Source organism: Streptomyces sp. NPDC003379 (genome assembly GCF_053589195.1).
The window spans coordinates 153,573-178,796 of the sequence record NZ_JBSFRK010000002.1; the positions used below are offsets into that span (position 1 = coordinate 153,573).

A 25,224-nucleotide genomic window follows, 5' to 3' on the forward strand; every position below is an offset into this window, starting at 1 on the left:
GGTGCTCCGCGGTGTGGGTTCAGGAACTCACATCATGTCTTCGATGTCCGCGGCGATCGGATCGGCGTCCGTGCCGATGACGACCTGGATCGCGGTGCCCATCTTGACGACGCCGTGGGCGCCGGCGGCCTTCAGCGCGGCGTCGTCGACGAGGCTCGGGTCGTGGACCTCGGTGCGGAGGCGGGTGATGCAGCCCTCGACCTCTTCGATGTTGTCGATGCCGCCGAGCCCGGCGACGATCTTCTCAGCCTTGCTGGCCATGTGTTTCTCCCTGGTTCCAAAGGACGCGGCCTCAGCACGCCGTAGGTCCGCTGTGTCACGTTAACGCACGGTTGGACCATCTTCGCGGGCGGTCACGGCGGGCGTGCCCAATGATGACGATCAAGGTGTCGGCTCGCGCCGAGGCGGCGCTCCCACCCGTTCCCAACTCGCTCCAACTGGTCTACACCAGTTTCCCACGACCGCCAAACCTGGCTTGTTCCGGGAGGACGCCGATGAGTTCCGACGCCGCCGCGGTACCGCGGAAGAAGTGGTGGAACGGCCTGTTCCAGGGGTTGCAGAAGATGGGCCGCAGCCTTCAGCTGCCCATCGCGGTCCTGCCGGCGGCCGGCATCCTCAACCGTCTCGGCCAGCCGGACGTCTTCGGTGAGGACGGCCTCGGCTGGACGAACGTCGCGAAGGTGTTCGCGGCGGCGGGCGGTTCGCTGCTGGACTCCTCGCTCGGGCTGCCGCTGCTGTTCTGCATCGGTGTCGCGATCGGCATGGCGAAGAAGGCGGACGGGTCGACGGCGCTCGCGGCGGTCGCCGGTTTCCTCGTCTACTACGGGGTGCTGCGGGCCTTCCCCGAGGACTGCCCCGCGGACACGACGTTCGGCGCCGCGGGCATGTGGAGCGGCGTCTGCGTCGCGGAGGACGGCACGGTCGCGCAGGCAGCGTTCCAGAATCCGGGGGTCTTCGGCGGCATCGTGATGGGTCTGCTGGCCGCGTGGTTCTGGCAGCGCTTCCACCGCGTGAAGCTGGTCGACTGGCTCGGCTTCTTCAACGGCCGTCGGCTGGTGCCGATCATCATGGCCTTCGTGGGGCTCGTCTTCGCGGGCCTGTGCGTCTGGATCTGGCCGCCCATCGGTGACGCGCTGACCAGCTTCTCCAAGTGGCTCGTCGACCTGGGCTGGCTGGGCTCGGGCATCTTCGGTGTCGCCAACCGGGCGCTGCTCACGGTGGGTCTGCACCAGTTCCTGAATACGTTCGTATGGTTCCAGTTCGGCGACTACACGAAGCCGGACGGCACGATGGCGCACGGCGACATCAACCGGTTCCTGGCGGGTGATCCGACGGCGGGCCAGTTCACGTCGGGGTTCTTCCCGATCATGATGTTCGCGCTGCCGGCGGCGGCCCTCGCGATCACGCACTGCGCGCGTCCGGAGCGGCGCAAGGTGGTCGGCGGTCTGATGCTGTCGGTGGGCCTGACGTCGTTCGTCACGGGCATCACCGAGCCGATCGAGTACTCGTTCCTCTTCATCGCGCCGCTGCTGTACGCGCTCCACGTGGTGCTCACCGGTGTCTCGATGGCGGTGACGTGGGCGCTGGGTGTGAAGGACGGCTTCAGCTTCTCCGCGGGGCTGATCGACTACGTCATCAACTGGAGCCTGGCGACCAAGCCGTGGCTGATCATTCTGATCGGTCTTGGCTTCGGCGTCGTGTACTACTTCGTATTCCGCTTCGTCATCACGAAGTTCGATCTGGCGACTCCGGGACGTGAACCGGAGGAGGAGGCGGAGGCGTTGGACAGGGAGCAGACGAAGGCGTAATCGTCCGCCGCGGAGAGCCACGGAGAGGCCGCGGAGAGCCTTCCCCGTCCGCTCAGGGCCCTCGGATCGCAAGGTCCGGGGGCCTTTGGCCTGTCATGTCCAGATATGGCCCAGGCCACAGGAATCGCAGGTTCCTTACGCCACCTTCACCGTGCTACAACAGGTCTACACCACTTATTGGTGTAGACCACGCGGCATTCTCGCCGCGTCCCCCGGAGACGCCGCCGTCCCCCACTTCCATGTCCCCAGGCGGCGCCTTGCCCACTGGAGGAAGTTGTGTCCACGGCCAGTTCCGCTCCCGCGGCCGAGAAGAAGAAGGGCGCCGGCGTGATGGCTGTCATGCAGCGCATCGGCCGCAGCCTCATGCTGCCGGTCGCCGTGCTGCCCGCAGGCGCCCTGCTCGTCCGTCTCGGCAACCCCGACATGCTGGGCCGGGACTCCTTCCCGGCCTTCGTCACCAAGATCGCCTCCTTCATGGCGGCGGGCGGCAACGCGATCCTCGACAACATGGCGCTGCTGTTCGCCGTCGGCATCGCGATCGGCTTCGCCAAGAAGTCCGACGGCTCGACGGCGCTGGCCGCCGTCACCGGCTACCTCGTCTTCAAGAACGTACTCGCCACGTTCACCGACCCGAACCTCGACAAGATCGCGAAGGTCGTCGACGGCAAGATCGTCATGATCGAGGCCCCCGTGGACGCCAAGGTCCTCGGCGGTGTCGTGATGGGCATCGTCGTGGCCCTGCTGTACCAGAAGTTCTACCGGACCAAGCTGCCCGACTGGGCGGGCTTCTTCGGCGGCCGCCGTCTCGTCCCGATCCTCTCGGCCTTCGCGGGCCTGGTCCTCGGCATCGCGTTCGGCTACATCTGGCCGGTCCTCGGCACGGGTCTGCACAACTTCGGTGAGTGGCTGGTCGGTTCGGGCGCCGTGGGCGCGGGCATCTTCGGTGTCGCCAACCGTGCGCTGATCCCGGTCGGCATGCACCACCTGCTGAACTCCTTCCCGTGGTTCCAGGCGGGCTCGTACGAGGGCAAGAGCGGCGACATCAACCGCTTCCTCGCCGGTGACCCGACCGCGGGCCAGTTCATGACCGGCTTCTTCCCGATCATGATGTTCGCCCTCCCGGCGGCCTGCCTCGCGATCGTCCACTGCGCCCGTCCCGAGCGCCGCAAGGTCGTCGGCGGCATGATGTTCTCGCTCGCGCTCACCGCGTTCGTGACCGGTGTGACCGAGCCGATCGAGTTCACCTTCATGTTCATCGCGCCGGTCCTGTACGCGATCCACGCGGTGCTCACCGGTGTCTCCATGGCGCTGACCTGGGCGCTCGGCATGAAGGACGGCTTCGGCTTCTCGGCGGGCGCGGTCGACTTCTTCCTGAACCTCGGCATCGCGAAGAACCCGTGGGGCCTGGCCCTGGTCGGCCTCTGCTTCGCCGCGGTCTACTACGTGGTCTTCCGCTTCGCGATCACCAAGTTCAACCTCCCGACGCCGGGCCGCGAGTCCGACGAGGAGCTGGCCGAACTCCTGAAGGCCGAGGCGAAGTAGCCTCCGCCCGAACCGGGGACGACGAGAGCCCCCGCCGTTGACACCAACGGCGGGGGCTCTGTCAGATCTCGTACGTGACTCCGGGCGCCGCCAGGTCCGCCGGGCCGTCGTACACGGCGCGCGCGTCCGCGAGGTTGACCTGGGGGTCCGTCCACGGCGGGATATGGGTGAGCAGCAGCCTCCCCGCACCGGCGCGCTGGGCGCACTGGCCGGCCTCGCGGCCGTTGAGGTGCAGGTCGGGGATGTCCTCCTTGCCGTGCGTGAACGCGGCCTCGCAGAGGAACAGATCGGTGCCGGTGGCGAGTTCGTCCAGGTGGTCGCAGGTGCCCGTGTCCCCGGAGTACGTGAGTGACCTCCCGCCGTGCTCGACACGGATGGCGTACGCCTCGACGGGGTGGTGCACCTTCTCGGTGCGCACCGAGAACGGGCCGATGTCGAAGGTGGCCGGCTTGACCGTGTGGAAGTCGAAGACCTCGCTCATCGAGGAGGCCGAGGGCGTGTCGGCGTACGCGGTGGTCAGCCGCTGCTCGGTGCCCTCGGGGCCGTAGACCGGGAGGGGGGCGCAGCGGCCGCCGTCGTGCCGGTAGTACCGCGCCACGAAGTACGCGCACATGTCGATGCAGTGGTCGGCGTGCAGATGGCTGAGGAAGATCGCGTCGAGGTCGTACAGACCGATGTGGCGCTGCAGCTCGCCGAGGGCGCCATTGCCCATGTCGAGCAGCAACCGGAAGCCGTCGGCCTCTACGAGGTAGCTCGAACAGGCCGATTCCGCGGACGGAAACGACCCCGAGCAGCCGACGACGGTGAGCTTCATGAAGCTGGGACCTCCGCGCTGGCAGGAGAGCTGGGGGGTGGTGTGCGGTCCGTCGAGCGTAAGGCGCAAAAGGCCTGGTCGCTCCTCCGTCGAGGGCCGTTGTGGGGGAACTCACCTGCGCTGTCACCGGTTCGGGGGGCGCGTGGGGCCGTTGGTGGGGCGGCGGGCGGTACGAGGAGTGCGCCGGTACCGTCGTGCGTATGGACACGTCGTGGTGGCTCGCGCTGGCCGCCGTGGTGGTGCTGGCCCTGGTCGTCGCGCTGGTGGACGGCTGGGGCCGCGGGCCGCGGCGGTCGAGCACCCGTCCGCCGGGCCGGCCGCGGCCGCCGCGGGGGCCCCGGCGGCGGTTGCCCGCGCCGCGGCCCGCGGAGATCTGGTGGGCGCGGGTGCCCTACGAGGACGGGCCCGGCGGGAAGGACCGGCCGTGTCTGGTCCTCTCGGTGCGCGGGGAGAGGGCCCTCGTCGCGAAGATCACCAGCCGGTACCACGAGGAGCGGGCGGGCGTGATTCCGCTGCCGCCGGGCTCGGTGGGTGACGCGGAGGGGCGTCCCAGTTTCCTGGAGACCGATGAGCTGAGGGACGTACCGCTGTGGGAGTTCCGGCGCAGGGCGGGGGTGGTGGATCCGGTGTTGTGGGATCAGGTGCGGTACTTGGCCGGTTGAGCCTGGAGATGCCGCTGCCCGGGCTGGAGAACCAGGCCGGGCAGCGGGATTCCGAGCCGACTACGCCCAGAGTTGCCCGTGCAGCGTCTCGATCGCCGCCTCGGTCGTCGCCGCGGTGTAGACGCCCGTCGACAGGTACTTCCAGCCGCCGTCGGCGACGACGAAGACGATGTCGGCGCTCTCGCCGGCCTTGACGGCCTTGTTGCCCATGCCGATCGCCGCGTGCAGCGCCGCGCCCGTGGAGACGCCCGCGAAGATGCCCTCCTGCTGGAGGAGTTCGCGCGTGCGCGTCACCGCGTCGGCCGAGCCGACGGAGAAGCGGGTGGTCAGCACGGAGGCGTCGTACAGCTCGGGGACGAAGCCCTCGTCGAGGTTGCGCAGGCCGTAGACGAGGTCGTCGTAGCGCGGCTCGGCGGCGACGATCTTGATGTCCGGCTTCTGTTCGCGCAGATAGCGGCCGACGCCCATGAGCGTGCCCGTGGTGCCGAGGCCCGCCACGAAGTGGGTGATGGTGGGCAGGTCCGTGAGGATCTCCGGGCCCGTCGTGGCGTAGTGGGCGCCCGCGTTGTCGGGGTTGCCGTACTGGTAGAGCATGACCCAGTCCGGGTGCTCGGCGGCCAGTTCCTTGGCGACGCGGACCGCGGTGTTGGAGCCTCCGGCCGCCGGGGAGGAGATGATCTCGGCGCCCCACATGGCGAGCAGGTCGCGCCGCTCCTGCGAGGTGTTCTCCGGCATGACGCACACGATGCGGTAGCCCTTGAGCTTGGCCGCCATGGCGAGCGAGATGCCGGTGTTGCCGGAGGTCGGCTCCAGGATCGTGCAGCCGGGCGTCAACCGGCCGTCCTTCTCGGCCTGTTCGACCATGTGCAGCGCGGGCCGGTCCTTGATGGAGCCGGTCGGGTTGCGGTCCTCCAGCTTGGCCCAGATGCGGACGTCGTCGGACGGCGACAGGCGCGGCAGGCGGACGAGCGGCGTGTTGCCGACCGCGGCGAGCGGGGAGTCGTAGCGAGGCATCCGGGATCGGGCCTAGACCATGCCGCCGGCGACGGCCGGCAGGATCGTGACGCTGTCGCCGTCGGCGAGCTTCGTGGAGATGCCGTCGAGGAAGCGGACGTCCTCGTCGTTGAGGTACACGTTCACGAAGCGGCGCAGCTTGCCGTCGTCGACGATGCGCTCGGCGATGCCCGCGTGCCGCGAGTCGAGGTCGGTGAAGAGCTCGGCGAGGGTTCCTCCGCTGCCCTGGACGGCCTTCTCGCCGTCGGTGTAGGTGCGGAGGATGGTCGGGATGCGGACCTCGATGGCCATGGCTGAGGGCTCCTGTCGGAAGAGTTCGGGTGAGTGGGCGCGCGGCGGCCCGGTGGTGCGCCGGTGTGCGCGTTCGTACGCGGATGAGGCGCCGCGGCCCGTTTCCGGCCGTACGGCGGCAGGGGTCAGCGCGAACAGATGGCGCTGCTGAGCCTGCACAGGTCGACGTGCAGACGCGCCACGAGCAGCATGCCCGGCATCTTGTCGCTCACGTCGTAGGGAACCATGGGCTCATCGTATCGATTCCCGGTCCGGGTTCTGGAATGTGATCTCGCATGGTGGACGGTTTCCGTCCATTAGCTGGATGCCGGGAGGTAGGTGACCGTCGGGGCGCCCGTCGCCGGGTGCACCGCGACCTCCGCCGTCACGCCGTACACCTCGGCGAGCATCTCGCTGGTCAGGACCTCCTTGGGGGTGCCGGAGGCGACCGGCCGGCCGTCCCGCAGGACGTACAGGCGGTCGCAGTAGTACGCCGCGAGGTTCAGGTCGTGCAGGGCGAGGAGATTGGTCGTGCCGAGGCCGCCGACCAGGCCGAGGATCTCCAGCTGGTAGCGGATGTCGAGGTGGTTGGTCGGTTCGTCGAGGATGAGGACCGTGGGCTGTTGCACCAACGCCCGCGCCACCAGGGCGCGTTGGCGCTCGCCGCCGGAGAGCGCGGCGAAGGAGCGGTCGGCGAGGCCCGCCGCGCCGACGCGGGCGAGGGCGGCCCGCACCAGTTCCTCGTCGCGCCCGGTGTCGCCCTCCCAGAAGCGTTTGTGCGGGGAGCGGCCCATCGCGACGATCTGCCGCACGGTGAGGTCGAAGCCCGCCTGGCCGTCCTGCGGGACGGTGGCGATGTGCCGGGAGCGGGCCTTGGCGCCGAGGCCCGCCAGGTCGGTCCCGTCCAGCAGGACGCGGCCCTCGGTGGGGGTGAGCGCCCCGTACACGCAGCGCAGCAGGGTCGTCTTGCCGCTGCCGTTGGGGCCGACGACGCCGACCGTCTCGCCCTCGGCGACGGCCAGTGAGACGCCGTCGAGCAGGCGTGCGCCGCCGGGAAGGGTGTAGCCGACGTTCTCGGCGCGCAGCATCATGCCGACACCCCTTCGTGCGTCTGGCTCCTGCGCAGCAGCCACAGGAAGAACGGGCCGCCGGTCAGCGCGGTGAGCACGCCGACCGGGATGTCCTGCGGCGCGGCCACCGTGCGTGCGGCGAGGTCGGCGCCGACCAGGAACACCGCTCCCATCAGCGCCACCACCGGCAGCAGCGGGCGGTGGGCGGCGCCGACCAGCATGCGGGCGGCGTGCGGCACCATCAGGCCGACGAAGCCGATGGCGCCGCTGTACGCGACGAGGACTCCCGTCAGGAGCGAGGCGAGGACGAAGACGGCGGCGCGGAAGCGGGCCGTGTCCAGGCCGAGGACGGTGGCGCCCTCCTCGCCGACGAGCAGCAGGTCCAGGGGTCTGGCCAACGCGACCAGGAGCGCCGTGCCGACGGCCAGGACGGCGCAGGGCAGGGCGAGCATGTCCCAGCGGGCGCTGCCGAGGCCGCCGAGCGTCCAGTACAGGACTTCCTTGAGGTGGTCGGCGCTGTCCGCGGTGACCAGGATGAGGCTGGTCAGCGCGGTCAGGATGTACGAGACGGCGACGCCCGCGAGGATCAGGCGCCCGGTGGCGAATCCCCCGCCGCCGGTTCTCGCCAGGGCGTAGACGAGGACCAGGGAGATCAGCGCGCCCGCGAAGGAGGCGGCGGGGATGGTGACGGTGGTGGTGAGGGCGGTGCCGAGGCCGAAGATGCCGCCGAGCACGATCGCGGAGACGGCGCCTACGGAGGCGCCCGAGGAGACTCCGAGCAGGAAGGGGTCGGCGAGGGGGTTGCGGACCAGCGCCTGGAGGACGGTGCCGATGACTGCCAGTCCTGCTCCGACGGTGGCGCCCAGTAGGACTCTGGGGAGTCTTACGTCCAGGACGATGGTTCTGAACGGGGAGGGTTCTGCTCTGCCGCTCAGGATCTCCAGGACCTGGCCCGGGGGGATTCTGACTGAGCCGAGGGCCAGCCCGGCGACTGTCGCTGCCGCGAGGGCTGCGGTGAGGGCTCCGCAGATCAAGAGGTGCCGCCCCTTTGACCTCGGTGTGTCGCCCTTCGGGCTCGTCCTCAAACGCCGGACGGGCTGAAACCTGCCTCCCCCGGGCCGGAACGGGCGCCGGACGGGCTCTGTTTCCTGGCCCCTCACAGCTGTGCCGCCAGCTTTCCCACCGCCTTGGGTGCTCTTACTCCCGTCACCGCGTCCGACAGCGGCAGCACCGCGAAGCGCTTGTGCTTGATGGCCGGGACGTCTGCCAGGGCCGGGTCGTCGAGGAGGCGCTGCTTCTTCTGGGCGACCGTCGTGGCGCCGTAGTCGAGGATCACGATGATCTCGGGCCGGCGCTCGACGACCGTCTCCCAGGACGCGTCGCCGAAGGACTTGTCCACGTCGGCGAAGACGTTGCGGCCGCCCGCCCGCTCGACGATGTCGTTGCCGATGCCCCGGCCGCCCAGCGTGAACGCCGTCTTGTCGCCGCTGTCGTAGACGAAGACCGGGACCGGCTTCCCGGCCTTCGACTTCTTCTCGGTGGCGGCCAGTTCACGCTTCGCGCCGCTCACCCACGTGTCGGCGCGTTCGCGCACCCCGAAGGTGGAGCCGACCTCGCGCACCTCGCGGTACACGTCGTCCATCGTGACCGGGCGCTTCGCGCAGCCCTCGATGTCGAGGCGGCTGTCGATGCCGGACTTGGCGAGCGCGGAGCGGCTGCGGCCGTCGCCCGCGAGGAAGGCGCTGGCGTAGCCGCCGTAGACGAAGTCGGGGTTGGCGGAGAGCAGCTTCTCGTAGGAGGGGTACTCCTTGGCGAGCACGGGGACGGACTTGTACGCCTTCTCGTACTTCGGCAGGACCTTGTCGTCGAGGTAGGCGGTTCCGGCGAGGCGGTCGCGCAGGCCCAGTTCCAGCATCACCTCGGTGACGTGCTGGTTCATGGTGACGGCGCGCTTCGGGGGTGCCTCGTACGTCGTCTTCACGCCGCAGTTGGTGACGGTGTACGGGAATCCGGCGGCCTTGGCGGCGGGCTTCCCGGAGTCGTCGCCGGGTGAGGCGGAGCATGCGGCGAGCGGGATCAGCAAGGTGGTCGCGACGAGGGCGCGTATGGGGCGGGACATGGCGGGGCTGCCTCCTCCAGGGGATTTCCGCGTCCCCTGCGTGGTGTGGAGAAGGGCGGCAGGTCAGTTCCTGACTCCCCCGCCCCCGCGTGGGGTGGGGTCACAGTGGCGGGACCGTGCCGGGTTCGCACCGGCTTCCTGGCTCCTGCCGCCCTAAGAAGGTGGTCGGGGGTCAGTATGCCTCGACGACCTGCACGTCTTCCTCGGTGACCTCGCCGTCCACGATGCGGTACGAGCGGAACTGGAAGGGGCCCGCGTCGTCGGCGTCCGCGGTGGAGACCAGGACGTAGTGGGCGCCGGGCTCGTTGGCGTAGCTGATGTCGGTGCGGGAGGGGTAGGCCTCGGTCGCGGTGTGCGAGTGGTAGATGACCACCGGCTCCTCGTCGCGGTCGTCCATCTCGCGGTAGAGCTTGAGCAGGTCACCCGAGTCGAACTCGTAGAAGGTGGGGGAGCGCGCGGCGTTCAGCATGGGGATGAACCGCTCGGGGCGGCCGGTGCCCGCCGGGCCCGCGACCACGCCGCATGCCTCGTCGGGGTGGTCCTGGCGCGCGTGCGCGACGATCTGGTCGTGGAGGGCCTGGGTGATGGTCAGCATGGCAGTCAGGATAAGCAGAGGGCCCGCGCCGTACCGGAATGTGGTACGGGCGGGCCCGAATGCTGGACAGGTGCCCCGAGAAGGTGCCTGCGGGGCCGGTGTCAGTCCTTCTCGACCGGCTCGCTGTCGGAGGCGACGGCGGCGGGGTACTTGCGCTTGTTGAACGCGGCGGCCTGCGGGTCGCGGCTCTTGAGGATCAGGTAGGCGACCCCGAGGATCGCGGCCCAGACCGGAGCGGCGTACAGCGAGACACGCGCGTCCTTGTCGACGCCCATCATCACGATGACCATGCCGATGAAGAGCAGCGCGAACCAGCTGGTGTACGGGGCTCCGGGCGCCTTGAAGGTGGACTGCGGCAGCTCGCCGCGGTCGGCCATGCGGCGGTAGCGGATCTGGCTGGCCAGGATCATGATCCAGGCCCACATGCCGGAGATGGTCGCGAAGGAGACGACGTAGTTGAACGCCTCGCCCGGCCACTGGTAGTTGATCCAGACGCCGACCAGCATGAACGCGGCGGAGGCCGTGGTGCCGACCAGCGGCAGGCCGTTCTTCGTGAGCTTGGTGAAGAACTTCGGGCCCTGGCCGTTGAGCGCCAGGTCACGCAGCATGCGGCCGGTGGAGTACATGCCGGAGTTGCAGGAGGAGAGCGCGGCGGTGAGGACCACGAAGTTCACGATCGCGGCGCCGACGCCGAGACCCATCTTCTCGAAGGCCGCGACGAACGGTGAGACGCCGGGCTGGAAGTGCGTCCACGGCACGACCGACAGGATCATGATCAGCGCGCCGACGTAGAAGACGGCGATGCGCCACGGCACGGTGTTGATGGCCTTGGGCAGGACGGTCTTCGGGTCCTTGGACTCGCCCGCGGTGACGCCGACCAGCTCGACGGCGAGGAAGGCGAACATCACGATCTGGAGGGTCATCAGCGTGGAGCCGATGCCGTTGGGGAAGAAACCGCCCTGGTTCCACAGGTGCGCCACGGTCGCGGTGTCACCGGCGTCGGAGAAGCCGATGGTGAGGATGCCGACGCAGATCAGGATCATGCCGATGATGGCGGTGACCTTGACCATCGAGAACCAGAACTCCAGCTCACCGAAGAGCTTCACGGAGATGAGGTTCGCGCCGTACAGGATGACCGTGAAGACGAGCGCGTACGCCCATTGTGGGAATGAGTCGTGTGTCCAGTACTGCATGTACTGGGCGGCCGCTGTGACTTCCGTGATGCCGGTGACGACCCAGAAGAGCCAGTACGTCCAGCCGGTCACGAATCCGAAGAACGGGCCCATGAACTCGCGTGCGTACTCCGCGAAGGAGCCCGACACGGCGCGGTACATGAGGAGCTCGCCGAGCGCCCGCATGATGAAGAAGATGACGAGGCCCGCGATGGCGTACGCCAGGATGAGGCTGGGGCCGGCCTTGTGAATGGCCTTGCCCGCGCCGAGGAACAGGCCGGTGCCGATGGCACCGCCGATCGCGATCATCTGGATCTGCCGGGCCCCCAGACCGCGCTGGTAGCCCTCGCCCTCGCCGGACGGGCCGCCTGCGGCCTGCACGGCACCATTGCCGTCGTGCCCGTCGTGCTGCTCTTCGACCTGCACTGAGGTCATGGTGACGCCTTTCTCCATGCTGATCCGCGCCCGCTTACCGCGTGAAGGCTGCGGATCAGGTCCTGATCCCCCCGGATATGTATGGAGTGCTACCGGCGGTCTGCCGGCCCGAGCGCCCTCGGCGACATGGGTGGCGTCACCGAGTGGTCGTGAAGATTTATCACGGCGGCAACAGTGAGGGAATCAGCCACCTGTGGCGCAGACCACAGGGAGAAGCGGACAAAGTTCTCTTCGCGTGGCAAATGTGGGCAATGAAGTGACGGGATCGTTATCCGGATTTGAGCGTCCGCTGAGCGAACGGTCCGCCGGGTGAACGGAAGGTGTCCAGTACAGCAAATTTCGCTGTCCTATGCACCGGATATGGCCGGGATTCAGTCCAGCAACGTACCGACCAGCGTCTCCTGCAATCCGCCCAGCCAGAGATAGGCCATCACCATCGGCTTGCGGGGGTCGGAGTCGGGAAGCCGGTAGAGCAGATCGGCGTCGTCCTCCTCGGTGACTTCCAGGCGCGTGCCGATCGCGAGCCGCAGGTCGTTGAGGGCGCCGAGCCAGTGCCGGCACTCCTCGATCGACAGTTTCAGGACAGCTCCGCCCTCGCCGGAGGACGCCGTCGAGTCGAGCGAACGGATCACGGCCAGCGCGTCGTCACGCTTCTTCGCCCGCAGGTCGTTCTCCGTGAACCGGCGGAACTCGGCCGAATACGCCCGCAGCTCCTCCTCCTGCCCGATGTCCCCGGTCGCACTGCCGGGACCGCCGTACGCGTCCGGCAGCAGCCGCTGCATCACCGGATCGGCGGGCGGCTCGCTCGGGCCCTCGGCGAAGAGCTCCGCCAGGGGGTCGTCGGAGGGCTCGCCACCGGGGCCCGGACCGATCAGCTCCAAGAGCTGCACGGCGAGGGAACGGATGATCGAGATCTCGACCTCGTCGAGCGCGACGGCGGCGCCGCCCCCGGGGATCGGTTCGAATTGTCCTGGCATCAGATGCGTCGCTGCTTCCGGTCCGTCCCGCTACTTGCGGTCCTGCTGAAGGGTGGCCCACAGCCCGTACCCGTGCATGGCCTGCACGTCGCGCTCCATCTCCTCGCGGGTGCCGCTGGACACGACCGCGCGGCCTTTCTGGTGCACGTCCATCATCAGCTTGGTCGCCTTGTCCTTCGAGTACCCGAAGTACGTCTGGAACACGTACGTCACATAGCTCATGAGGTTGACCGGGTCGTTGTGCACGAGCGTGATCCAGGGGACGTCCGGCTCGGGGACGACGAACGTCTCCTCGTCGGATTCCGGGCGGGTGATCTCTGCGGGAGCCGTACTCACGTGCCCCATGCTGCCACCCCCGAGGGCCGCTCGCACAAACGGGCCACGAAATCGTCAGAGTGACGAGATGCGGGGTAGCATTCTCGGCATGAACACAGCGGACCTTGGCCTGCCGGTGGATGTTCCGTCGACAGCGCTCTTCACGGACCAGTACGAGCTGACGATGCTCCAGGCCGCGCTGAAAGCCGGTACGGGCGAGCGGCGTTCGGTCTTCGAGGTCTTCTCCCGCAGACTGCCCGAGGGGCGGCGCTACGGAGTCGTGGCGGGCACCGGCCGGGTCCTGGACGCCGTCGAGAACTTCCGCTTCGACGCCGGCGTCCTCGGCTTCCTGCGCGAGCGCTCCATCGTCGACGAGGCCACCCTCGAATGGCTGTCCGGCTACCGCTTCAGCGGCGACATCTGGGGCTACCCCGAGGGCGAGGTGTACTTCCCCGGCTCGCCGATCCTGCGGGTCGAGGGCGCCTTCGCGGAGTGCGTGCTCCTGGAGACCGTGATCCTCTCCATCCTCAACCACGACTCGGCGATCGCGGCCGCCGCCTCCCGGATGTCCTCGGCCGCCGGGGACCGCCCGCTGATCGAGATGGGCGCCCGCCGCACCCATGAGCTGGCCGCCGTCGCCGCCTCCCGCGCCGCGTACGTCGGCGGCTTCGCCACCACGTCGGACCTGGCCGCCGGCTTCCGCTACGGCATCCCGACCGTCGGCACCAGCGCCCACGCCTTCACCCTGCTGCACGACACCGAACGCGACGCCTTCCGCGCCCAGGTCGACTCGCTCGGCCGCGGCACGACCCTTCTCGTGGACACCTACGACGTCACCGAGGCCGTCCGGCTCGCCGTCGAGATCGCCGGGCCCGAGCTGGGCGCCGTCCGCATCGACTCCGGTGACCTGCTGCTCGTCGCCCACCGGGTGCGTCAGCAGCTGGACGAGCTCGGCGCCACCGGGACGAAGATCGTCGTGACCTCCGACCTCGACGAGTACGCCATCGCCTCGCTGCGGGCGGCGCCCGTGGACGCGTACGGCGTCGGCACGCAGCTCGTCACCGGCTCCGGGCACCCCACCGCCTCGATGGTCTACAAACTGGTGGCCCGCGCCCACTCGGCGGACCCCAAGGCGCCCCTGGAGCCCGTGGCGAAGAAGTCGCTGGGCGCCAAGAGCTCCGTCGGCGGCCGCAAGTGGGCCGCGCGGCGGACCGACGAGCACGGCGTCGCCGAGGCCGAGGTCATCGGCACCGGCCCCGTGCCGGGCGAGCTGGCCGACCGGCAGCTCCTGGTCGAGCTGGTCAAGGGCGGCCAGGTCGTCGCCCGCGAGCCGCTGGACGCGGTCCGCGACCGGCACGCCGCCGCGCGCGCCGGGCTGCCCCTCTCGGCGACGCAGCTGTCGCGCGGCGAGGCGGTCATCCCCACGGAGTACGTCTGATCCCCTCTTCCCGCGGGACCCCCGCAGTCTCTAGGCTCGTAGTCACCCCACAGAAGGACAGCCCATGCGCCGCGCACTGATCGTCGTAGACGTGCAGAACGACTTCTGCGAGGGCGGCAGCCTCGCGGTCGCCGGTGGCGCGGACGTGGCCGCCGCCGTCACCGAGCTGATCGGCCAGGCCCCGGCGTGCTACCGCCACGTGGTGGCCACGCGGGACCACCACGTCGACCCCGGTGACCACTTCTCCGACCATCCGGACTACGTGGACTCCTGGCCGCCGCACTGTGTGGCGGGGACGGAGGGAGTGGGATTCCACCCGAACTTCGCTCCCGCCGTCGCCTCCGGGGCCATCGACGCCGTCTTCGACAAGGGGGCGTACTCGGCCGCGTACAGCGGGTTCGAGGGCGTCGACGAGAACGGGGTCTCTTTGGCGCGGTGGCTGCGGGAGCGGGAGATCACGGAGGTCGATGTGGTCGGCATCGCCACGGACCACTGCGTTCGCGCCACCGCGGTGGACGCGGTGCGGGAGGGGTTCGGAGTGACTGTGCTGCTGGAGCTGACCGCGGGGGTCGCTGAGGCGACCACCGAGGCCGCCATGGCCGAGTTGCGCTCGGCCGGGGTCGAGCTGACCGGGAAGCCCGTCGTCTGACCCGGCTCAACCCGAGGCGCTCTGCCTCCTCAGCGCCCGAATCGGATGCCACAGCTCCCGTACGTCATCCGGTGCCATGCGCCATATCAAGCCGTCCGGATGGTGCAGTACCGCCGTGACCTCGTCCGGCGTGGGCGGCTCCGCGTTGCCCCGCAGGTACACCGCCCGCAGGCCGAGGTTCCGCACCCGTGTCAGCGCCCTCGCGCGGTTCACGGCGTGCGCTATCACCCTGACCGAGCCCCCGGCCGGCCACGGGCTCGGCAGGGTCAGTGCCACCACCACGCTGCCGCTCGGCAGCTTGCAGAAGCCTCCTGCGGACATGCCGGCTCACACCCCCGTCAATAAGAAGTACTCAGCACGCACCTAAACACGATCGGCCGCCGCCCGCTAGAGGACGACGGCCGATCATGGTTTGACCTGCGGAAACGCTAATTACTTCGTGGAGGGAGCCACCTGGACCGTGATCGAGGAGCCGTCCTTCGGCTGCTTCAGGATCTTGATCTGCGTGTTGGTGTCAGTGACCTTGACGCTTCCGGTGGGGTTCTCCTTGTACCAGTAGGTGCCCTTGCGGTCGTCGAAGACCGGGACGCCCTTCCGGGACTTCAGCTTCAGCGCGACGTCCGCGTTGTGGAGCGTGAACTTGTCCGTCGCGTACTTGCTGAACGGCGCGTCGAACGGCTGGATCTTGTTGCGCAGGAGCGAGCCGTCCTTCCACTTCAGCGGCTTGGCGTGCGCGTCGACCGGGAGGATCAGGCCCTCGCCGGGGTGCGCGCTGGTGTTGTTGTCCTTCTGGGAGGTGTCCCACTGCCAGACCATCAGACCGGTCTGGTACGGGTAGTGCTCGACCCAGTCGGGGCGGGACTGCGAGAAGCCGAAGTTGTACGGGCCGACCTTCAGGGTCTTGTCGTACGAGACGTACTGGCGGTTCTCGGCGAGGTAGTACTGGTCGTACTTCTTGGTGAAGGACTCGGCGATGCGCGAGAAGCCCTTCGACGTCCAGCCGTTGTCGTCGCCCTCGGCGCCGTCCTCGAAGAGCTTGGTGCCGTCCGCGGTGATCGTGAGGGCGTCGGCCGCGAAGCCCTTGCCGCCCGCGCCGCCGTCCGTGGCGTAGCGGAAGCGGACGTCGATCTTCTTGCCCGCGTAGGCGTCGAGCGGGAAGACCAGCTTCTTGTACGCGCCGGAGGCACCGGTCAGCGCGGGCTTGTCACCGGCGTCGCGGGTGATCGGCCTGCCGTCGGCGGTGCCGTCGACCGGCGTGTAGTTGGCGCCGCCGTCCGTGGAGACCTCGGTGTAGAGGTAGTCGTAGTTGGCCTCGATGTCCCACCAGCCCTGGAGCGACAGCTCGGCCTTGGCCTTGCCGGTCAGGTCGACGGAGCGCGTGAGGGTGTTCTTCAGGTCGTCGCCCTGGTCGCTCCACCACTGCTTGGCACCCTCGGCGGGCTTCACGATCTTGGTGGTGACGGCCTTCTTCGGCAGGTCGACGAGGAGCGCCTGGCGGTGGCGGGTGTTGTACTCCGCGACGCCCAGCTTGTGCTCGGAGGTCGTGGCCGCCTTGGCCTTGGCGTAGTCGAGCCAGCCCAGCTGGAACTTGTCCCAGGCGGTCATGTCGCCCGGCAGGTCACCGATCGAGTCCTTGCCGGTGCCGAGCCAGGAACCGGCGGACATCAGCGACCAGAAGCCGACCGAGTTCTCGCCCTTGCCCGTGGTGTCGTACAGGTCCGGCAGACCGAGGTCGTGGCCGTACTCGTGGGCGAAGACGCCGAGGCCGCCGTTCTCCGGCTGCATCGTGTAGTCGCCGACCCAGATGCCCGAGTCGCCGATCTGGGTGCCGCCGGCCTTGTTGTTGCCGGGTCCTGTCCTGCCCGCGTCGTTGCCGTACGCGTACCAGCGGTGCGCCCACAGGGCGTTCTCGCCCTCGGCGCCGCCGCCGGCCGACTCGTCCTCGCCCGCGTGGACGATCTGGAAGTGGTCGATGTAGCCGTCGGACTCGTTGAAGTCGCCGTCGTTGTCGAAGTCGTAGCGGTCCCAGAGGTCGTACTTGGCCAGGTCCGCCTTGATCTGCGCGTCCGTGCGGCCCTGGGCCTTCTGGTCCTTGGTCCAGGCGGTCACGCCGTCCTTGACCGCGTCCCAGACGTTGGCGCAGTTGGTGTCGCCGCAGTAGTTCGAGCCGTAGCGGGCCTCGTTGTAGTCGACCTTGACCCAGTCGGAGACCGTGCCGTCGACCGAGTAGCGGCCCGAGGAGGTCTTCTCGTAGTAGGTCTTCAGCGAGTGCTTGGCCTTGCCCTCGCTGTCCTTGCCCTCGCCGAAGTACAGGTCCTTGAAGTGCTTGCGGTTGTAATCCGCCTGCCAGGCCGTGCTGTTGTCCTTCGCCCGGTCGGGCTTGGCTATCTTGTTGTGCAGCGGGCCGGGCTTGCCCCCGTACTTCTTGACGGGCTCCTGCGGGCCCTCGGGTCCGTCCGGGTCGTACATGGTCGTGTCGTCGACCTTGTTCCCGAACTCCACCAGGATCGTGAAGATCTTGTCGGTCTTCTCGCGGCCCAGCTCGACGTACTTCTTGTCGTCGAGCTTGACGACCTGCGAGCCGCCCCGCTTCTGGACCTTGGCGTCGCCCGCGACGACCTGCTGGAGGGCCGCCTTGCGCTGCTGCGCCTGCTGCTTGCTGAACGGACCGTCGAGGTCGTGGTCGACGTGCGCCTTCGGGCGCGACGGGTCCTGCCGGTCGATGGCGGGTGCCCCGCCCGGTGCCCCGTCCCCCGGCGCGGCCGTGGCCGTGGTCGCCGAGTACGTGGCGGCGGCCGCGGCCACCGCCACAGCCACCGCCGTGGCTCTGAACGTGCGTGTTCTGGCTGTCACTTGATGAATGTCCTCCCCACGCGCCCGCGCGAATGGCGGACCGATATCCCGGTCGGAGGAGGTCCGCGCGCGATGTACGCGTCACAAGTGACGACATTCGACCGGAAGTACGGGAGAAAAGACAGTCCTTGACTTGCACAGGCCAAGTGCACTATGCGACCCCCGGATCCGCTATGCGGACACGGGGCGCTCGTCCACGGGGCAGGCCAACGGGCGCGCCGCGCCGTCCACTTCATGGACGCCATGAACCCGTGCGCCCCCTGTGCTCCGGCACCGTGGGTTAGGTCACGCTTACCGCCCGTTCCCGTCGGGCATGCAGCGTCATAGAGTCAATCGACGGTGCGCTACCGCGCGAGGTGGCACATCCCAAGTCGCCGCCGTCGGGTCCCCTTTGATTCGTATACATCCGTGCAGACATCCGCGCAGACAGCCGTACACACATCCGCATCCGCCCCCATCGCCACAGAGCGTGTGGGGGGATCACTGCCGAGGACGGATCACGTCATGCCTCGTCCCATGCCACGTCCGACCACCGCACAGATCGCCTACGGTTCGGTGACCGTCGTCTTCTCCACCCTCGCCATGCTGCTGCTCTCCCGGACCGGTTCCGGGGTCGGCGTCGCGGTGATAGCCGTCGCCGCGCTCGGCCTCGGCATACTGGTCGCGATGACGGTCCCCGCCCCCCAACCCGTGGCGCCCACCGAGTCCACCGCGCCCGCCTCTCCCTCCTCTTCCGCCTCTCCGTCACGCGTTCCCGCTCAGCGCGGCCTGCTCGCCGAGTCCGTGAGCGAACCGGCGGGCCCGTGAGGCGGACACGGCCTAGACGCTGACCACCACCGTCTTCGCGGCCTTGTCGTGCAGGCCCTGCCGGTAGGGCCTGTCGAAGAAGCTCCAGCCGCCGCAGATCGCCGTCCAGACGCAGGCACAGCAGAAGGCGAACGGCAGCCAGAGGACGGCGGCGCGGGCCAGTGCGGTCTGCATGCTCGGCGTGGCTCCGTCGTTGAGGTTCGCGACGCGCATCCCGAGCCACTTCTTGCCGAGCGTCTGCCCGGTCTTGGAGATCATGAAGGTGTCGTACGCGATGTAGAGCACGGCGGCCAGCAGCGACTGGCCGAACGACCTGCCCCTGTTCATCTCGTCCGGGTCGACGTCGTACTCGGCCGTGTTGAACAGCCAGGACAGCAGCCAGACGACGATGCCGACGAGGATCATGTCGATGACGCGGGCGAGGACGCGCTTGGCGCTGTCGGCGAGCGGCGGCATACCGGCGAGGGGGTCCTGCCCGCCGTAACCGCCCGGACCGCCGCCGTAAGGTCCGCCGCCTCCGTAGGGTCCGCCGCCTCCGCCCCCGTAGGGGTCGCCGCCTTCGGGCGGGGGCGGAACGCCGTAGGGGGCGCCGCCGCCGGAGCCCGGGGGCGTGCTCCCGTAGGGGGCGCCGCCGCCCGGTGGCGGAGTGTCGTACGGCGATCCGCCGCCCCGCGGAGGCTGCCCCGGAGGCCGCTTCTTGAATGGGTCGTCGTCCGGCGGCGGGTCTTGCGGCGGTTCGGTGCTCATGGCCCGAGTCGACCGTGAGGGCCCCGGCCGCGCATCCGGCGAGCGGCTGACCGGGTTACCCGACGCCGTGCGTACGCGTCGGACCGCGCCCCTACGTACGGACGCTCATCCCGCCACGAACGTGCCCGCCGCCTTGTCGTGCCAGCACTGCCGCCACGGCCTGTCGAAGAGGCACCACAGCACGCCGACGACGCCGATCACCAGGAGCCCCGGCACGCTGTATACGAGCCAGCGCCGCAGCGCCGCCCCGAACGTCGGCGCCTCGTGCTCCCCGATGTCCCGCACCTCGATGCCGCACACCTTCTTGCCGAGCGTGCGGCCCCACTTGGCGGTGGGCAGCGCCTCGTACACGACGCCGAAGAGGAGGAGGACGGCGAGGATGATGCCGAGGTAGCCCGCGGTGGTGCCGTCGAGCAGCCAGACCGTGGTCTTCTCGCCGGAGAGCTTCGCCGCGTCGATCTTGCTGTCGACGTGGTCGGCGGCCTTGGTGCCGAGCGGCAGGGCCGCCGCTCCGGTGACCGCGACGAGGACGACCGTGTCGATGAGCCGCGCCGCGAAACGCCTGCCGAGCCCGGCGGGCCGCGCCGACGCCTGGGCCTGCGCGACCGCGAGGAACGGGTCGCTGGCCACCGGCTTCCACGGCACGACGGGCTGTCCCTCGCCCTGCTGGTCCGGCGCGGGGGCACCGCCGGACGCCAGCTGGTGAACCTGCTGAGCCCAGGATGCCGAGCCGCCACCGGCCCCGGCGGTGACGGGCGCCGCACCGCCTCCCGGCTGGGGCTGCGGGGTCGCGGCACCCGGCTGGGGCTGCGGGGCCGCGGCGCCCGGCTGGGGCTGCTGTGAGTGCTGGGCCCGCTGGGACTGCTGGGGCAGGGGGGCCTGTCGTGATGCAGGGGCCTGTCGTGCCGCCGAGGTCTGTCGTGACGCCGGGGTCTGCTGCGGGCCGGGGGCCTGCTGACCCGCCGGGGTCTGCTGTGCGGCGGATCCCTGCTGCGGTGCGGGGGTCTGTGCGGGGGCCGACGCCTGTGCAGGTGCGGGTGCCACCTGCGGGGGTACGGAGGGGTGCGGGGCGGGGCCGCTCCGCTGTGCCGGACCCGGGCCGACCGTGCGGATCGACATGGTGCCGTCGGCGCCGGGTGAGGGAGTGGAGGTCGGGGTGGGCGCGCTGCCGTCGGTCGGCTTCACCGGGGCCGTCGGGCGGCGGAACGTCACTGTGCCCTCGCCGGCGGTCGGCTTGGACGACGACCCTCCGGGCTTGACGGCGCGGATGGTGACCGTGCCGGGGTTGCTCTCGTCCTGCAACGGCGGCTCGGACGCCGACGCGGGCACGCGCGGGTCGGCCTGGTCCGGGGCGCCCCACGAGATCCGGCGCTCCTGCTCGCCGCCGAGGCCGGACTGCCGGTTGGCGTCGGCCTGCCAGGCCGAGGCGGGCTCGGGCATGGCGGGCTCGGGCATGGCGCCGTCCTGGTCGGCCGCCGGGTCCTCGTCGAAGAAGTGCGGGCCGGTCTCCTCCACGGCGGGCACCACAGCGGCACCCGCGCTCGCACCCGCACCCGCGCTCACGCCAGGAGGGGCCGGCAGAGGTTCGCCGTCGGACGGCGCGGGACGGCTCGTACCGGGCACCCAGGCGGCACCGTTCCAGTACCGGACATATCCGGGAATGGACGGGTCGGGGTAATAGCCTTCGCGGGGCCTGTCGTCGCCTGGGGCCGGAGTTGGGGCGCTCATGTCCGTCGTCCCGTATCTGCTCGGGGGTCTTTTTGAGGCTCCACATCTATCAGACCTCCGTGTCCCACCGGGCGCCTCCCGCCCTACGGACCACTTTCCGGGCACGCTCCCCACACTTTCCCCGCGAGCCCCACGCCCCTCCCGGCCCGCTCCCCGAAGTCGTCCGAAGAAAATTTGACGAACCCGCGTAATGCTCCGGCCACCACCCGCTCTCCACTCGTACGGGTCCGCCCCCAAGGGCCCCGCGACGAAAGGAAGCACCCGACATGCACTCCGTGGTGGAACGCGAGCTGGAGCTCAAACTCGTCCTCTCACCGGAACGGATCGTCCCCGTCCCGGCCCGCCTCACCTACCGCACCGACGATCCCTACGCCATCCACATCGCCTTCCACATCGGCTCGGAGCACCCCGTGCACTGGACGTTCGCCCGGGAACTCCTGGTCGAGGGGGTGTTCAGGCCGTGCGGCCACGGCGACGTACGGGTCTGGCCGACGAAGGTGGACGGCCGCGGCGTCGTCATGATGGCGCTCAGCTCGCCGGACGGCGACGCCCTCCTCGAAGCACCGGCGGCCGCCGTGTCCGCCTGGCTGGAGCGGACGCTGCGGGTGGTCCCTCCGGGCTCTGAGGGCGAGCGGCTCGGCATCGACGACGGCCTCGCCGAGCTGCTCGCACCCGCTTCGGGCCGTGGCCGTGGCCGTGTGGACGAGCTGTGGCTGCGTGACCCGTGGCCCTCGGACGAGTCCAAGGACGGTGAGTGAGCAGCTTGCCCGGATCTCGGAACAGCTTGCCCGGATCTCGGGAAAGTTCGCCCGGGTCTCAGAACAGCTTGCCCGGGTTGAGGAGTGAGTGCGGGTCGAAGGCCGCCTTGACGGCCCGCTGCATCTCCACTCCCACGGGGCCGATCTCGCGTGCCAGCCACTCCTTCTTCAGGACCCCGACGCCGTGCTCACCGGTGATGGTGCCGCCGAGTTCGAGGCCGAGGGCCATGATCTCGTCGAAGGAGTCGCGGGCGCGCCGGCCCTCGTCGGGGTCCGCCGCGTCGAAGCAGACGGTGGGGTGGGTGTTGCCGTCGCCCGCGTGCGCGCAGACCCCGATGGTCAGGCCGTACTTCTCGCCGATGCGCTCGACGCCGTCGAGCATCTCCGCGAGCCGCGAGCGCGGCACGCACACGTCGTCGATCATCGTGGTGCCCTTGACGGCTTCGAGCGCGGTGAGGGACAACCGCCTCGCCTGGAGCAGGAGTTCCGACTCGGCGGCGTCCTCGGCCGGGACCACCTGGGTGGCGCCCGCGGCCTCGCAGAGCGCGCCGACGGCGGCGAGGTCGGCCGTCGGGTCCGGGGTGTCGAAGGCGGCGAGCAGGAGGGCCTCGGTGGTCTCGGGCAGCCCCATGTTCGCCAGCGCGTTCACGGCCTTGACGGTCGTACGGTCCATCAGTTCGAGCAGGGACGGGACGTGTCCGCCCTCCATGATCTTGCATACGGCGTCACAGGCGGCCTTGGACGAGCCGAACTCGGCGGCCAGTACGAGCTGTTGGGGCGGCCGGGGCCTGAGTGCGAGGACGGCGCGGACGACGATGCCGAGGCTGCCCTCCGAGCCGACGAACAGACGCGTGAGGTCGTAGCCCGCGACGCCCTTGGCCGTGCGGCGGCCGGTGCTCATCAGCCGCCCGTCGGCGAGGACGACGTCGAGCCCGAGGACGTACTCGGCGGTGACCCCGTACTTCACGCAGCACAGGCCGCCGGAGGCGGTGCCGATGTTCCCGCCGATGGTGCACATCTCCCAACTGGAGGGATCCGGCGGGTAGTAGAGGCCGTGCTCGCCCACGGCGCGGGAGAGCGCGGCGTTGACGACGCCCGGCTCGACGACCGCGATCCGGTCGACGGGGCTGATCTCCAGGATGCGGTCCATCTTGACGAGGGACAGCACGACGCAGCCCTCGCTGGCGTTCGCGGCGCCGGACAGGCCCGTGCGGGCGCCCTGCGGCACCACGGGGACGCGCAGCTCGGTGGCCGTGCGCATGACGTGCTGGACCTGCTCGACGGTGCGTGGCAGGACCACGACGGCGGGGACGCCTGCGTCGCAGAAGCTCGCCATGTCGTGGGAGTACGAGGAGGTGACGTCCGGGTCGGTGAGGACCGCCTCGGCCGGAAGGCCCTCCTGAAGGCGTTCGATGAGGGTGCGGCTCATGATCACAGCCTCGCACTCGGGGCCATCGGTGTGAACCCGTGTGCGACGCCGTTCGCCGCGCCGGGATGTGCTCTTCATATTGACGCACAGTGAGCGTCATGAAGCCTTACCGGTCCAGGTCGCCCCTGACGCCTTCCACGTCCCTCATGGAGTCGCCCGCCAAGTCCTCCGTGAGGCGTTCGGCGAAGCGTGCCCTGGTCGCCTCCGTGGCGGGGGCCGTGGTGCTCGGCGCCGCCCATGTGCTGGTGCCGATGGACCGCGGGGCCGGGAAGCCGCCCGCGCTCGGGCCCGCGGGGCGCGCGCTGGCGGCCGTGGGTTCGGGGGCGCCGGCCTCGCTGCCGGATCTGGCGGCGCTCATCGGGGAGCGCGAGACGCATCTGCGGGCGCACCCCGGCGACGACCACTCCTGGGCGGTGCTGGGCTCGGCGTATGTGGCACGGGGCGCGCGCACCGCCGACTTCGCGTACTACCCGAAGGCCGAGCAGGCGCTGCGTACGTCGCTCAAGGTGCGGCCCGAGGGCAATGCTGAGGCGCTGACGGGCCTCGCCGCCCTCGCCAACGCCCGGCACGACTTCCGCGCGGCCCGCATGTGGGGCGAGCGGGCGGTCCGGCAGGCGCCGAAGCGGTGGACGGCGTATCCCGCGCTGATCGACGCGTACACCGGGCTCGGTGACACCAAGGCGGTCGGCAAGGCGCTGGAGTCCCTCAAGAAGCTGGGCTCCGGCGCGGTGGTCAGGGCGCGCGCCGGGCAGGTCTACCGCGACCGCGGCTGGCGCGAGGACGCCGACGCCGCCCTCGGCGACGCGGTGGCGCTCGCCGACGCTCCCGCGGAGAAGGCGGTGTGTCTGCACCGCGTCGGGGAGCTGGCGTGGGAGCGGGGCGAGCCGGCGCAGGCGCTGCGCCACTACGACGCGGCGCTCGCCGCCGACCCCGACCACCACGCGTCGCTGGCGGGCCGGGGCCGGGCGCTCGCGGCGCTCGGCCGCACCTCGGAGGCGCTGCACGCCTACCGCTCGGCGCTCACCAGGCAGCCGCTGCCGGAGTACGCCCTTGAGCTGGGCGAGCTGTACGACGCGCTGAGGCTGCGGCCCGCCGCGCGCGCCCAGTACGACGTGCTGCGGGCCCTGGTGAGCCAGGAGGGCACGGGCGGCGTCAACAACGAACGCGTCCTCGGCCTCTTCGAGGCGGACCACGGTGACGCGGAGGCGGCGGTGGAGCGGCTGAGGGCGGAGTACAAGCGGCACGGCAGCCCGGAGACGGCGGACGCGCTGGGCTGGGCGCTGCACCGTGCCGGGGACGGCGAGGAGGGCCTGAAGCTCGTCACGAAGGCGATGGAGAAGGGCCCGCGCAGCGCGCTCTTCGCCTACCACCGGGGCGAGATCGAGCGGCAGCTCGGCCGCTACGGGGCGGCGCGGCGGCACATCGGGGAGGCCATGCGGATCAACCCGTTCTTCTCCCCGCTGGGCGCGCCCGCGGCGAAGAAGGCCCTGGAGTCGCTGGGCGAGCCCCCGGAGGGCGGCCCTGCGCAGATGTACGAGCCGACCCCGGAGCCCCCCGCACCGGCGGCGGCCCCGCGTCGGCCGTCCGCGCAGCGTCCGGGCCCCCGCCAGGCGACGCCCCGCAGCTCCACGTGGCGCCAGGCCACACCCCGCCGGACGACACCGCGCCGCGCGGCCACCAGCTCACCGCGTCGGCCGTGGGCGCGGACGGGCCCGGTGCGCACGGGTTCACCGCGCCGCTGAACCCGGACCCGGCTCCCGGACGCGCGGTGAGCCGCACGGGCCTCCAGGGCCGTCCGCAGGGCGCCGACGAGGCCCCGGTGCGCACGGGGTCACCGCGCCGCTGAGCCCGGACCCGGCTCCCGGGCGCGCGGGTGAGCCCCACGAGCCTCCAGGGCCGTCCGCAGGGCGCCGACGAGGCCCCGGTACGCACGGGGTCACCGCGCCGCCGAGTCCTGGACCGGGTCAGGGGCGGGCGGCGGCCCCCACGGGGCCTCCAGGGCCGTCCGCAGGACGCCGACGA

24 protein-coding genes, 1 pseudogene and 1 riboswitch are annotated in these 25,224 nt (G+C 70.4%); of the genes and pseudogenes, 8 read left to right on the forward strand and 17 right to left on the reverse strand.

Annotated elements, in window-relative coordinates; translation table 11 throughout:
• Positions 1-27: 27 nt before the first annotated feature.
• A pseudogene (locus ACWDVB_RS03240) lies at positions 28-264 on the reverse strand (glucose PTS transporter subunit EIIB); the annotation flags it as partial.
• Between the two features lie 230 nt (positions 265-494).
• Here ACWDVB_RS03240 and ACWDVB_RS03245 point away from each other — a divergent pair.
• Both ACWDVB_RS03245 and ACWDVB_RS03250 read left to right on the forward strand, forming a co-directional pair.
• Positions 495-1,808, forward strand: a complete 1,314-nt coding sequence (locus tag ACWDVB_RS03245; protein WP_451515587.1) for a PTS transporter subunit EIIC — start codon at positions 495-497, stop codon at positions 1,806-1,808.
• A gap of 276 nt (positions 1,809-2,084) precedes the next feature.
• The gene (locus ACWDVB_RS03250) at positions 2,085-3,350 is read left to right on the forward strand and encodes a PTS transporter subunit EIIC (RefSeq protein WP_451515586.1); all 1,266 of its coding nucleotides are present in this window, start codon (positions 2,085-2,087) and stop codon (positions 3,348-3,350) included.
• 61 nt (positions 3,351-3,411) lie between these two features.
• Here the strand turns inward: ACWDVB_RS03250 and ACWDVB_RS03255 are convergent, their stop codons facing one another.
• Positions 3,412-4,164 (reverse strand): MBL fold metallo-hydrolase, encoded by a 753-nt coding sequence (locus ACWDVB_RS03255; RefSeq protein WP_451515585.1) that lies wholly within the window; start codon positions 4,162-4,164, stop codon positions 3,412-3,414.
• 200 nt (positions 4,165-4,364) lie between these two features.
• On the opposite strand from ACWDVB_RS03255, the gene ACWDVB_RS03260 reads away from it, so the two are divergent.
• Entirely contained in the window at positions 4,365-4,826 is a 462-nt protein-coding gene (locus tag ACWDVB_RS03260; RefSeq protein WP_451515584.1) for a type II toxin-antitoxin system PemK/MazF family toxin, read from the forward strand.
• Positions 4,827-4,886: 60 nt separating this feature from the next.
• On the opposite strand, the gene ACWDVB_RS03265 is transcribed toward ACWDVB_RS03260, so the two are convergent.
• The 10 genes from ACWDVB_RS03265 to clpS form a co-directional block, all read right to left on the reverse strand.
• Positions 4,887-5,840, reverse strand: coding sequence for a PLP-dependent cysteine synthase family protein (locus ACWDVB_RS03265; protein ID WP_451515583.1), 954 nt, complete (start codon positions 5,838-5,840; stop codon positions 4,887-4,889).
• A gap of 12 nt (positions 5,841-5,852) precedes the next feature.
• Positions 5,853-6,131 carry a MoaD/ThiS family protein gene (locus ACWDVB_RS03270; protein WP_451515582.1) on the reverse strand — a complete coding sequence of 93 codons (279 nt, stop codon included), beginning with the start codon at positions 6,129-6,131 and terminating at the stop codon, positions 5,853-5,855.
• A gap of 125 nt (positions 6,132-6,256) precedes the next feature.
• Entirely contained in the window at positions 6,257-6,358 is a 102-nt protein-coding gene (locus ACWDVB_RS03275; protein ID WP_451515581.1) for a putative leader peptide, read from the reverse strand.
• A gap of 69 nt (positions 6,359-6,427) precedes the next feature.
• The gene (locus tag ACWDVB_RS03280) at positions 6,428-7,201 is read right to left on the reverse strand and encodes an ABC transporter ATP-binding protein (protein ID WP_451515580.1); all 774 of its coding nucleotides are present in this window, start codon (positions 7,199-7,201) and stop codon (positions 6,428-6,430) included.
• Positions 7,198-8,214 carry a FecCD family ABC transporter permease gene (locus ACWDVB_RS03285; protein WP_451515579.1) on the reverse strand — a complete coding sequence of 339 codons (1,017 nt, stop codon included), beginning with the start codon at positions 8,212-8,214 and terminating at the stop codon, positions 7,198-7,200. The genes ACWDVB_RS03280 and ACWDVB_RS03285 overlap by 4 nt, the downstream gene beginning before the upstream one ends.
• Before the next feature lie 122 nt (positions 8,215-8,336).
• Entirely contained in the window at positions 8,337-9,299 is a 963-nt protein-coding gene (locus tag ACWDVB_RS03290; RefSeq protein WP_451515578.1) for an ABC transporter substrate-binding protein, read from the reverse strand.
• Between the two features lie 44 nt (positions 9,300-9,343).
• Positions 9,344-9,463, reverse strand: a riboswitch (cobalamin riboswitch).
• An 8-nt stretch (positions 9,464-9,471) separates the two neighbouring features.
• Positions 9,472-9,894, reverse strand: coding sequence for a Mov34/MPN/PAD-1 family protein (locus tag ACWDVB_RS03295; protein ID WP_451515577.1), 423 nt, complete (start codon positions 9,892-9,894; stop codon positions 9,472-9,474).
• A 101-nt stretch (positions 9,895-9,995) separates the two neighbouring features.
• On the reverse strand, positions 9,996-11,501 hold the full coding sequence (locus tag ACWDVB_RS03300) for an amino acid permease (RefSeq protein ID WP_451515576.1): 1,506 nt from the start codon (positions 11,499-11,501) through the stop codon (positions 9,996-9,998).
• Between the two features lie 371 nt (positions 11,502-11,872).
• Entirely contained in the window at positions 11,873-12,478 is a 606-nt protein-coding gene (locus tag ACWDVB_RS03305; RefSeq protein ID WP_451515575.1) for a DUF2017 domain-containing protein, read from the reverse strand.
• A gap of 30 nt (positions 12,479-12,508) precedes the next feature.
• Positions 12,509-12,823: an ATP-dependent Clp protease adapter ClpS gene (gene clpS, locus ACWDVB_RS03310; protein ID WP_451515574.1), complete on the reverse strand. Its 315-nt coding sequence runs from the start codon at positions 12,821-12,823 to the stop codon at positions 12,509-12,511.
• Between the two features lie 79 nt (positions 12,824-12,902).
• On the opposite strand from clpS, the gene ACWDVB_RS03315 reads away from it, so the two are divergent.
• Both ACWDVB_RS03315 and ACWDVB_RS03320 read left to right on the forward strand, forming a co-directional pair.
• On the forward strand, positions 12,903-14,231 hold the full coding sequence (locus ACWDVB_RS03315; RefSeq protein ID WP_451515573.1) for a nicotinate phosphoribosyltransferase: 1,329 nt from the start codon (positions 12,903-12,905) through the stop codon (positions 14,229-14,231).
• Between the two features lie 64 nt (positions 14,232-14,295).
• On the forward strand, positions 14,296-14,880 hold the full coding sequence (locus ACWDVB_RS03320) for an isochorismatase family protein (RefSeq protein ID WP_451515572.1): 585 nt from the start codon (positions 14,296-14,298) through the stop codon (positions 14,878-14,880).
• Positions 14,881-14,886: 6 nt separating this feature from the next.
• Here the strand turns inward: ACWDVB_RS03320 and ACWDVB_RS03325 are convergent, their stop codons facing one another.
• Both ACWDVB_RS03325 and ACWDVB_RS03330 read right to left on the reverse strand, forming a co-directional pair.
• Entirely contained in the window at positions 14,887-15,201 is a 315-nt protein-coding gene (locus tag ACWDVB_RS03325) for a hypothetical protein (protein WP_451515571.1), read from the reverse strand.
• Between the two features lie 111 nt (positions 15,202-15,312).
• Entirely contained in the window at positions 15,313-17,733 is a 2,421-nt protein-coding gene (locus ACWDVB_RS03330) for an immune inhibitor A domain-containing protein (protein ID WP_451515570.1), read from the reverse strand.
• 516 nt (positions 17,734-18,249) lie between these two features.
• Between ACWDVB_RS03330 and ACWDVB_RS03335 the strand changes: the two genes are divergently transcribed.
• Positions 18,250-18,540 (forward strand): hypothetical protein, encoded by a 291-nt coding sequence (locus tag ACWDVB_RS03335; RefSeq protein WP_451515569.1) that lies wholly within the window; start codon positions 18,250-18,252, stop codon positions 18,538-18,540.
• A 12-nt stretch (positions 18,541-18,552) separates the two neighbouring features.
• On the opposite strand, the gene ACWDVB_RS03340 is transcribed toward ACWDVB_RS03335, so the two are convergent.
• Both ACWDVB_RS03340 and ACWDVB_RS03345 read right to left on the reverse strand, forming a co-directional pair.
• A complete protein-coding gene (locus ACWDVB_RS03340) occupies positions 18,553-19,287 on the reverse strand; it encodes an RDD family protein (RefSeq protein ID WP_451515568.1) in 735 nt (244 codons plus the stop codon).
• Between the two features lie 105 nt (positions 19,288-19,392).
• Entirely contained in the window at positions 19,393-21,015 is a 1,623-nt protein-coding gene (locus tag ACWDVB_RS03345) for an RDD family protein (RefSeq protein WP_451515567.1), read from the reverse strand.
• A 266-nt stretch (positions 21,016-21,281) separates the two neighbouring features.
• Here ACWDVB_RS03345 and ACWDVB_RS03350 point away from each other — a divergent pair, with 266 nt between their 5' ends.
• Complete coding sequence (locus ACWDVB_RS03350) at positions 21,282-21,773, forward strand: SsgA family sporulation/cell division regulator (RefSeq protein ID WP_451515566.1); 492 nt, start codon at positions 21,282-21,284, stop codon at positions 21,771-21,773.
• A 58-nt stretch (positions 21,774-21,831) separates the two neighbouring features.
• Here the strand turns inward: ACWDVB_RS03350 and ACWDVB_RS03355 are convergent, their stop codons facing one another.
• Positions 21,832-23,202: an FAD-binding oxidoreductase gene (locus tag ACWDVB_RS03355; protein ID WP_451515565.1), complete on the reverse strand. Its 1,371-nt coding sequence runs from the start codon at positions 23,200-23,202 to the stop codon at positions 21,832-21,834.
• 98 nt (positions 23,203-23,300) lie between these two features.
• On the opposite strand from ACWDVB_RS03355, the gene ACWDVB_RS03360 reads away from it, so the two are divergent.
• The gene (locus tag ACWDVB_RS03360; RefSeq protein WP_451515564.1) at positions 23,301-24,944 is read left to right on the forward strand and encodes a tetratricopeptide repeat protein; all 1,644 of its coding nucleotides are present in this window, start codon (positions 23,301-23,303) and stop codon (positions 24,942-24,944) included.
• Positions 24,945-25,224 lie beyond the last annotated feature (280 nt).

Bases quoted from the DNA above. Each gene is read 5' to 3' on its own strand.
- ACWDVB_RS03300 (WP_451515576.1), bottom strand. From the start codon at position 11,501: ATGACCTCAGTGCAGGTCGAAGAGCAGCACGACGGGCACGACGGCAAT.
- ACWDVB_RS03275 (WP_451515581.1), bottom strand. From the start codon at position 6,358: ATGGTTCCCTACGACGTGAGCGACAAGATGCCGGGCATGCTGCTCGTG.
- ACWDVB_RS03355 (WP_451515565.1), bottom strand. From the start codon at position 23,202: ATGAGCCGCACCCTCATCGAACGCCTTCAGGAGGGCCTTCCGGCCGAG.
- ACWDVB_RS03360 (WP_451515564.1), top strand. From the start codon at position 23,301: ATGAAGCCTTACCGGTCCAGGTCGCCCCTGACGCCTTCCACGTCCCTC.
- ACWDVB_RS03260 (WP_451515584.1), top strand. From the start codon at position 4,365: ATGGACACGTCGTGGTGGCTCGCGCTGGCCGCCGTGGTGGTGCTGGCC.
- ACWDVB_RS03305 (WP_451515575.1), bottom strand. From the start codon at position 12,478: ATGCCAGGACAATTCGAACCGATCCCCGGGGGCGGCGCCGCCGTCGCG.
- ACWDVB_RS03295 (WP_451515577.1), bottom strand. From the start codon at position 9,894: ATGCTGACCATCACCCAGGCCCTCCACGACCAGATCGTCGCGCACGCG.
- ACWDVB_RS03270 (WP_451515582.1), bottom strand. From the start codon at position 6,131: ATGGCCATCGAGGTCCGCATCCCGACCATCCTCCGCACCTACACCGAC.
- ACWDVB_RS03290 (WP_451515578.1), bottom strand. From the start codon at position 9,299: ATGTCCCGCCCCATACGCGCCCTCGTCGCGACCACCTTGCTGATCCCG.
- ACWDVB_RS03340 (WP_451515568.1), bottom strand. From the start codon at position 19,287: ATGAGCACCGAACCGCCGCAAGACCCGCCGCCGGACGACGACCCATTC.
- ACWDVB_RS03315 (WP_451515573.1), top strand. From the start codon at position 12,903: ATGAACACAGCGGACCTTGGCCTGCCGGTGGATGTTCCGTCGACAGCG.
- ACWDVB_RS03280 (WP_451515580.1), bottom strand. From the start codon at position 7,201: ATGATGCTGCGCGCCGAGAACGTCGGCTACACCCTTCCCGGCGGCGCA.
- ACWDVB_RS03345 (WP_451515567.1), bottom strand. From the start codon at position 21,015: ATGAGCGCCCCAACTCCGGCCCCAGGCGACGACAGGCCCCGCGAAGGC.
- ACWDVB_RS03265 (WP_451515583.1), bottom strand. From the start codon at position 5,840: ATGCCTCGCTACGACTCCCCGCTCGCCGCGGTCGGCAACACGCCGCTC.
- ACWDVB_RS03245 (WP_451515587.1), top strand. From the start codon at position 495: ATGAGTTCCGACGCCGCCGCGGTACCGCGGAAGAAGTGGTGGAACGGC.
- ACWDVB_RS03350 (WP_451515566.1), top strand. From the start codon at position 21,282: ATGCACTCCGTGGTGGAACGCGAGCTGGAGCTCAAACTCGTCCTCTCA.
- ACWDVB_RS03320 (WP_451515572.1), top strand. From the start codon at position 14,296: ATGCGCCGCGCACTGATCGTCGTAGACGTGCAGAACGACTTCTGCGAG.
- ACWDVB_RS03335 (WP_451515569.1), top strand. From the start codon at position 18,250: ATGCCACGTCCGACCACCGCACAGATCGCCTACGGTTCGGTGACCGTC.
- clpS (WP_451515574.1), bottom strand. From the start codon at position 12,823: ATGGGGCACGTGAGTACGGCTCCCGCAGAGATCACCCGCCCGGAATCC.
- ACWDVB_RS03255 (WP_451515585.1), bottom strand. From the start codon at position 4,164: ATGAAGCTCACCGTCGTCGGCTGCTCGGGGTCGTTTCCGTCCGCGGAA.
- ACWDVB_RS03325 (WP_451515571.1), bottom strand. From the start codon at position 15,201: ATGTCCGCAGGAGGCTTCTGCAAGCTGCCGAGCGGCAGCGTGGTGGTG.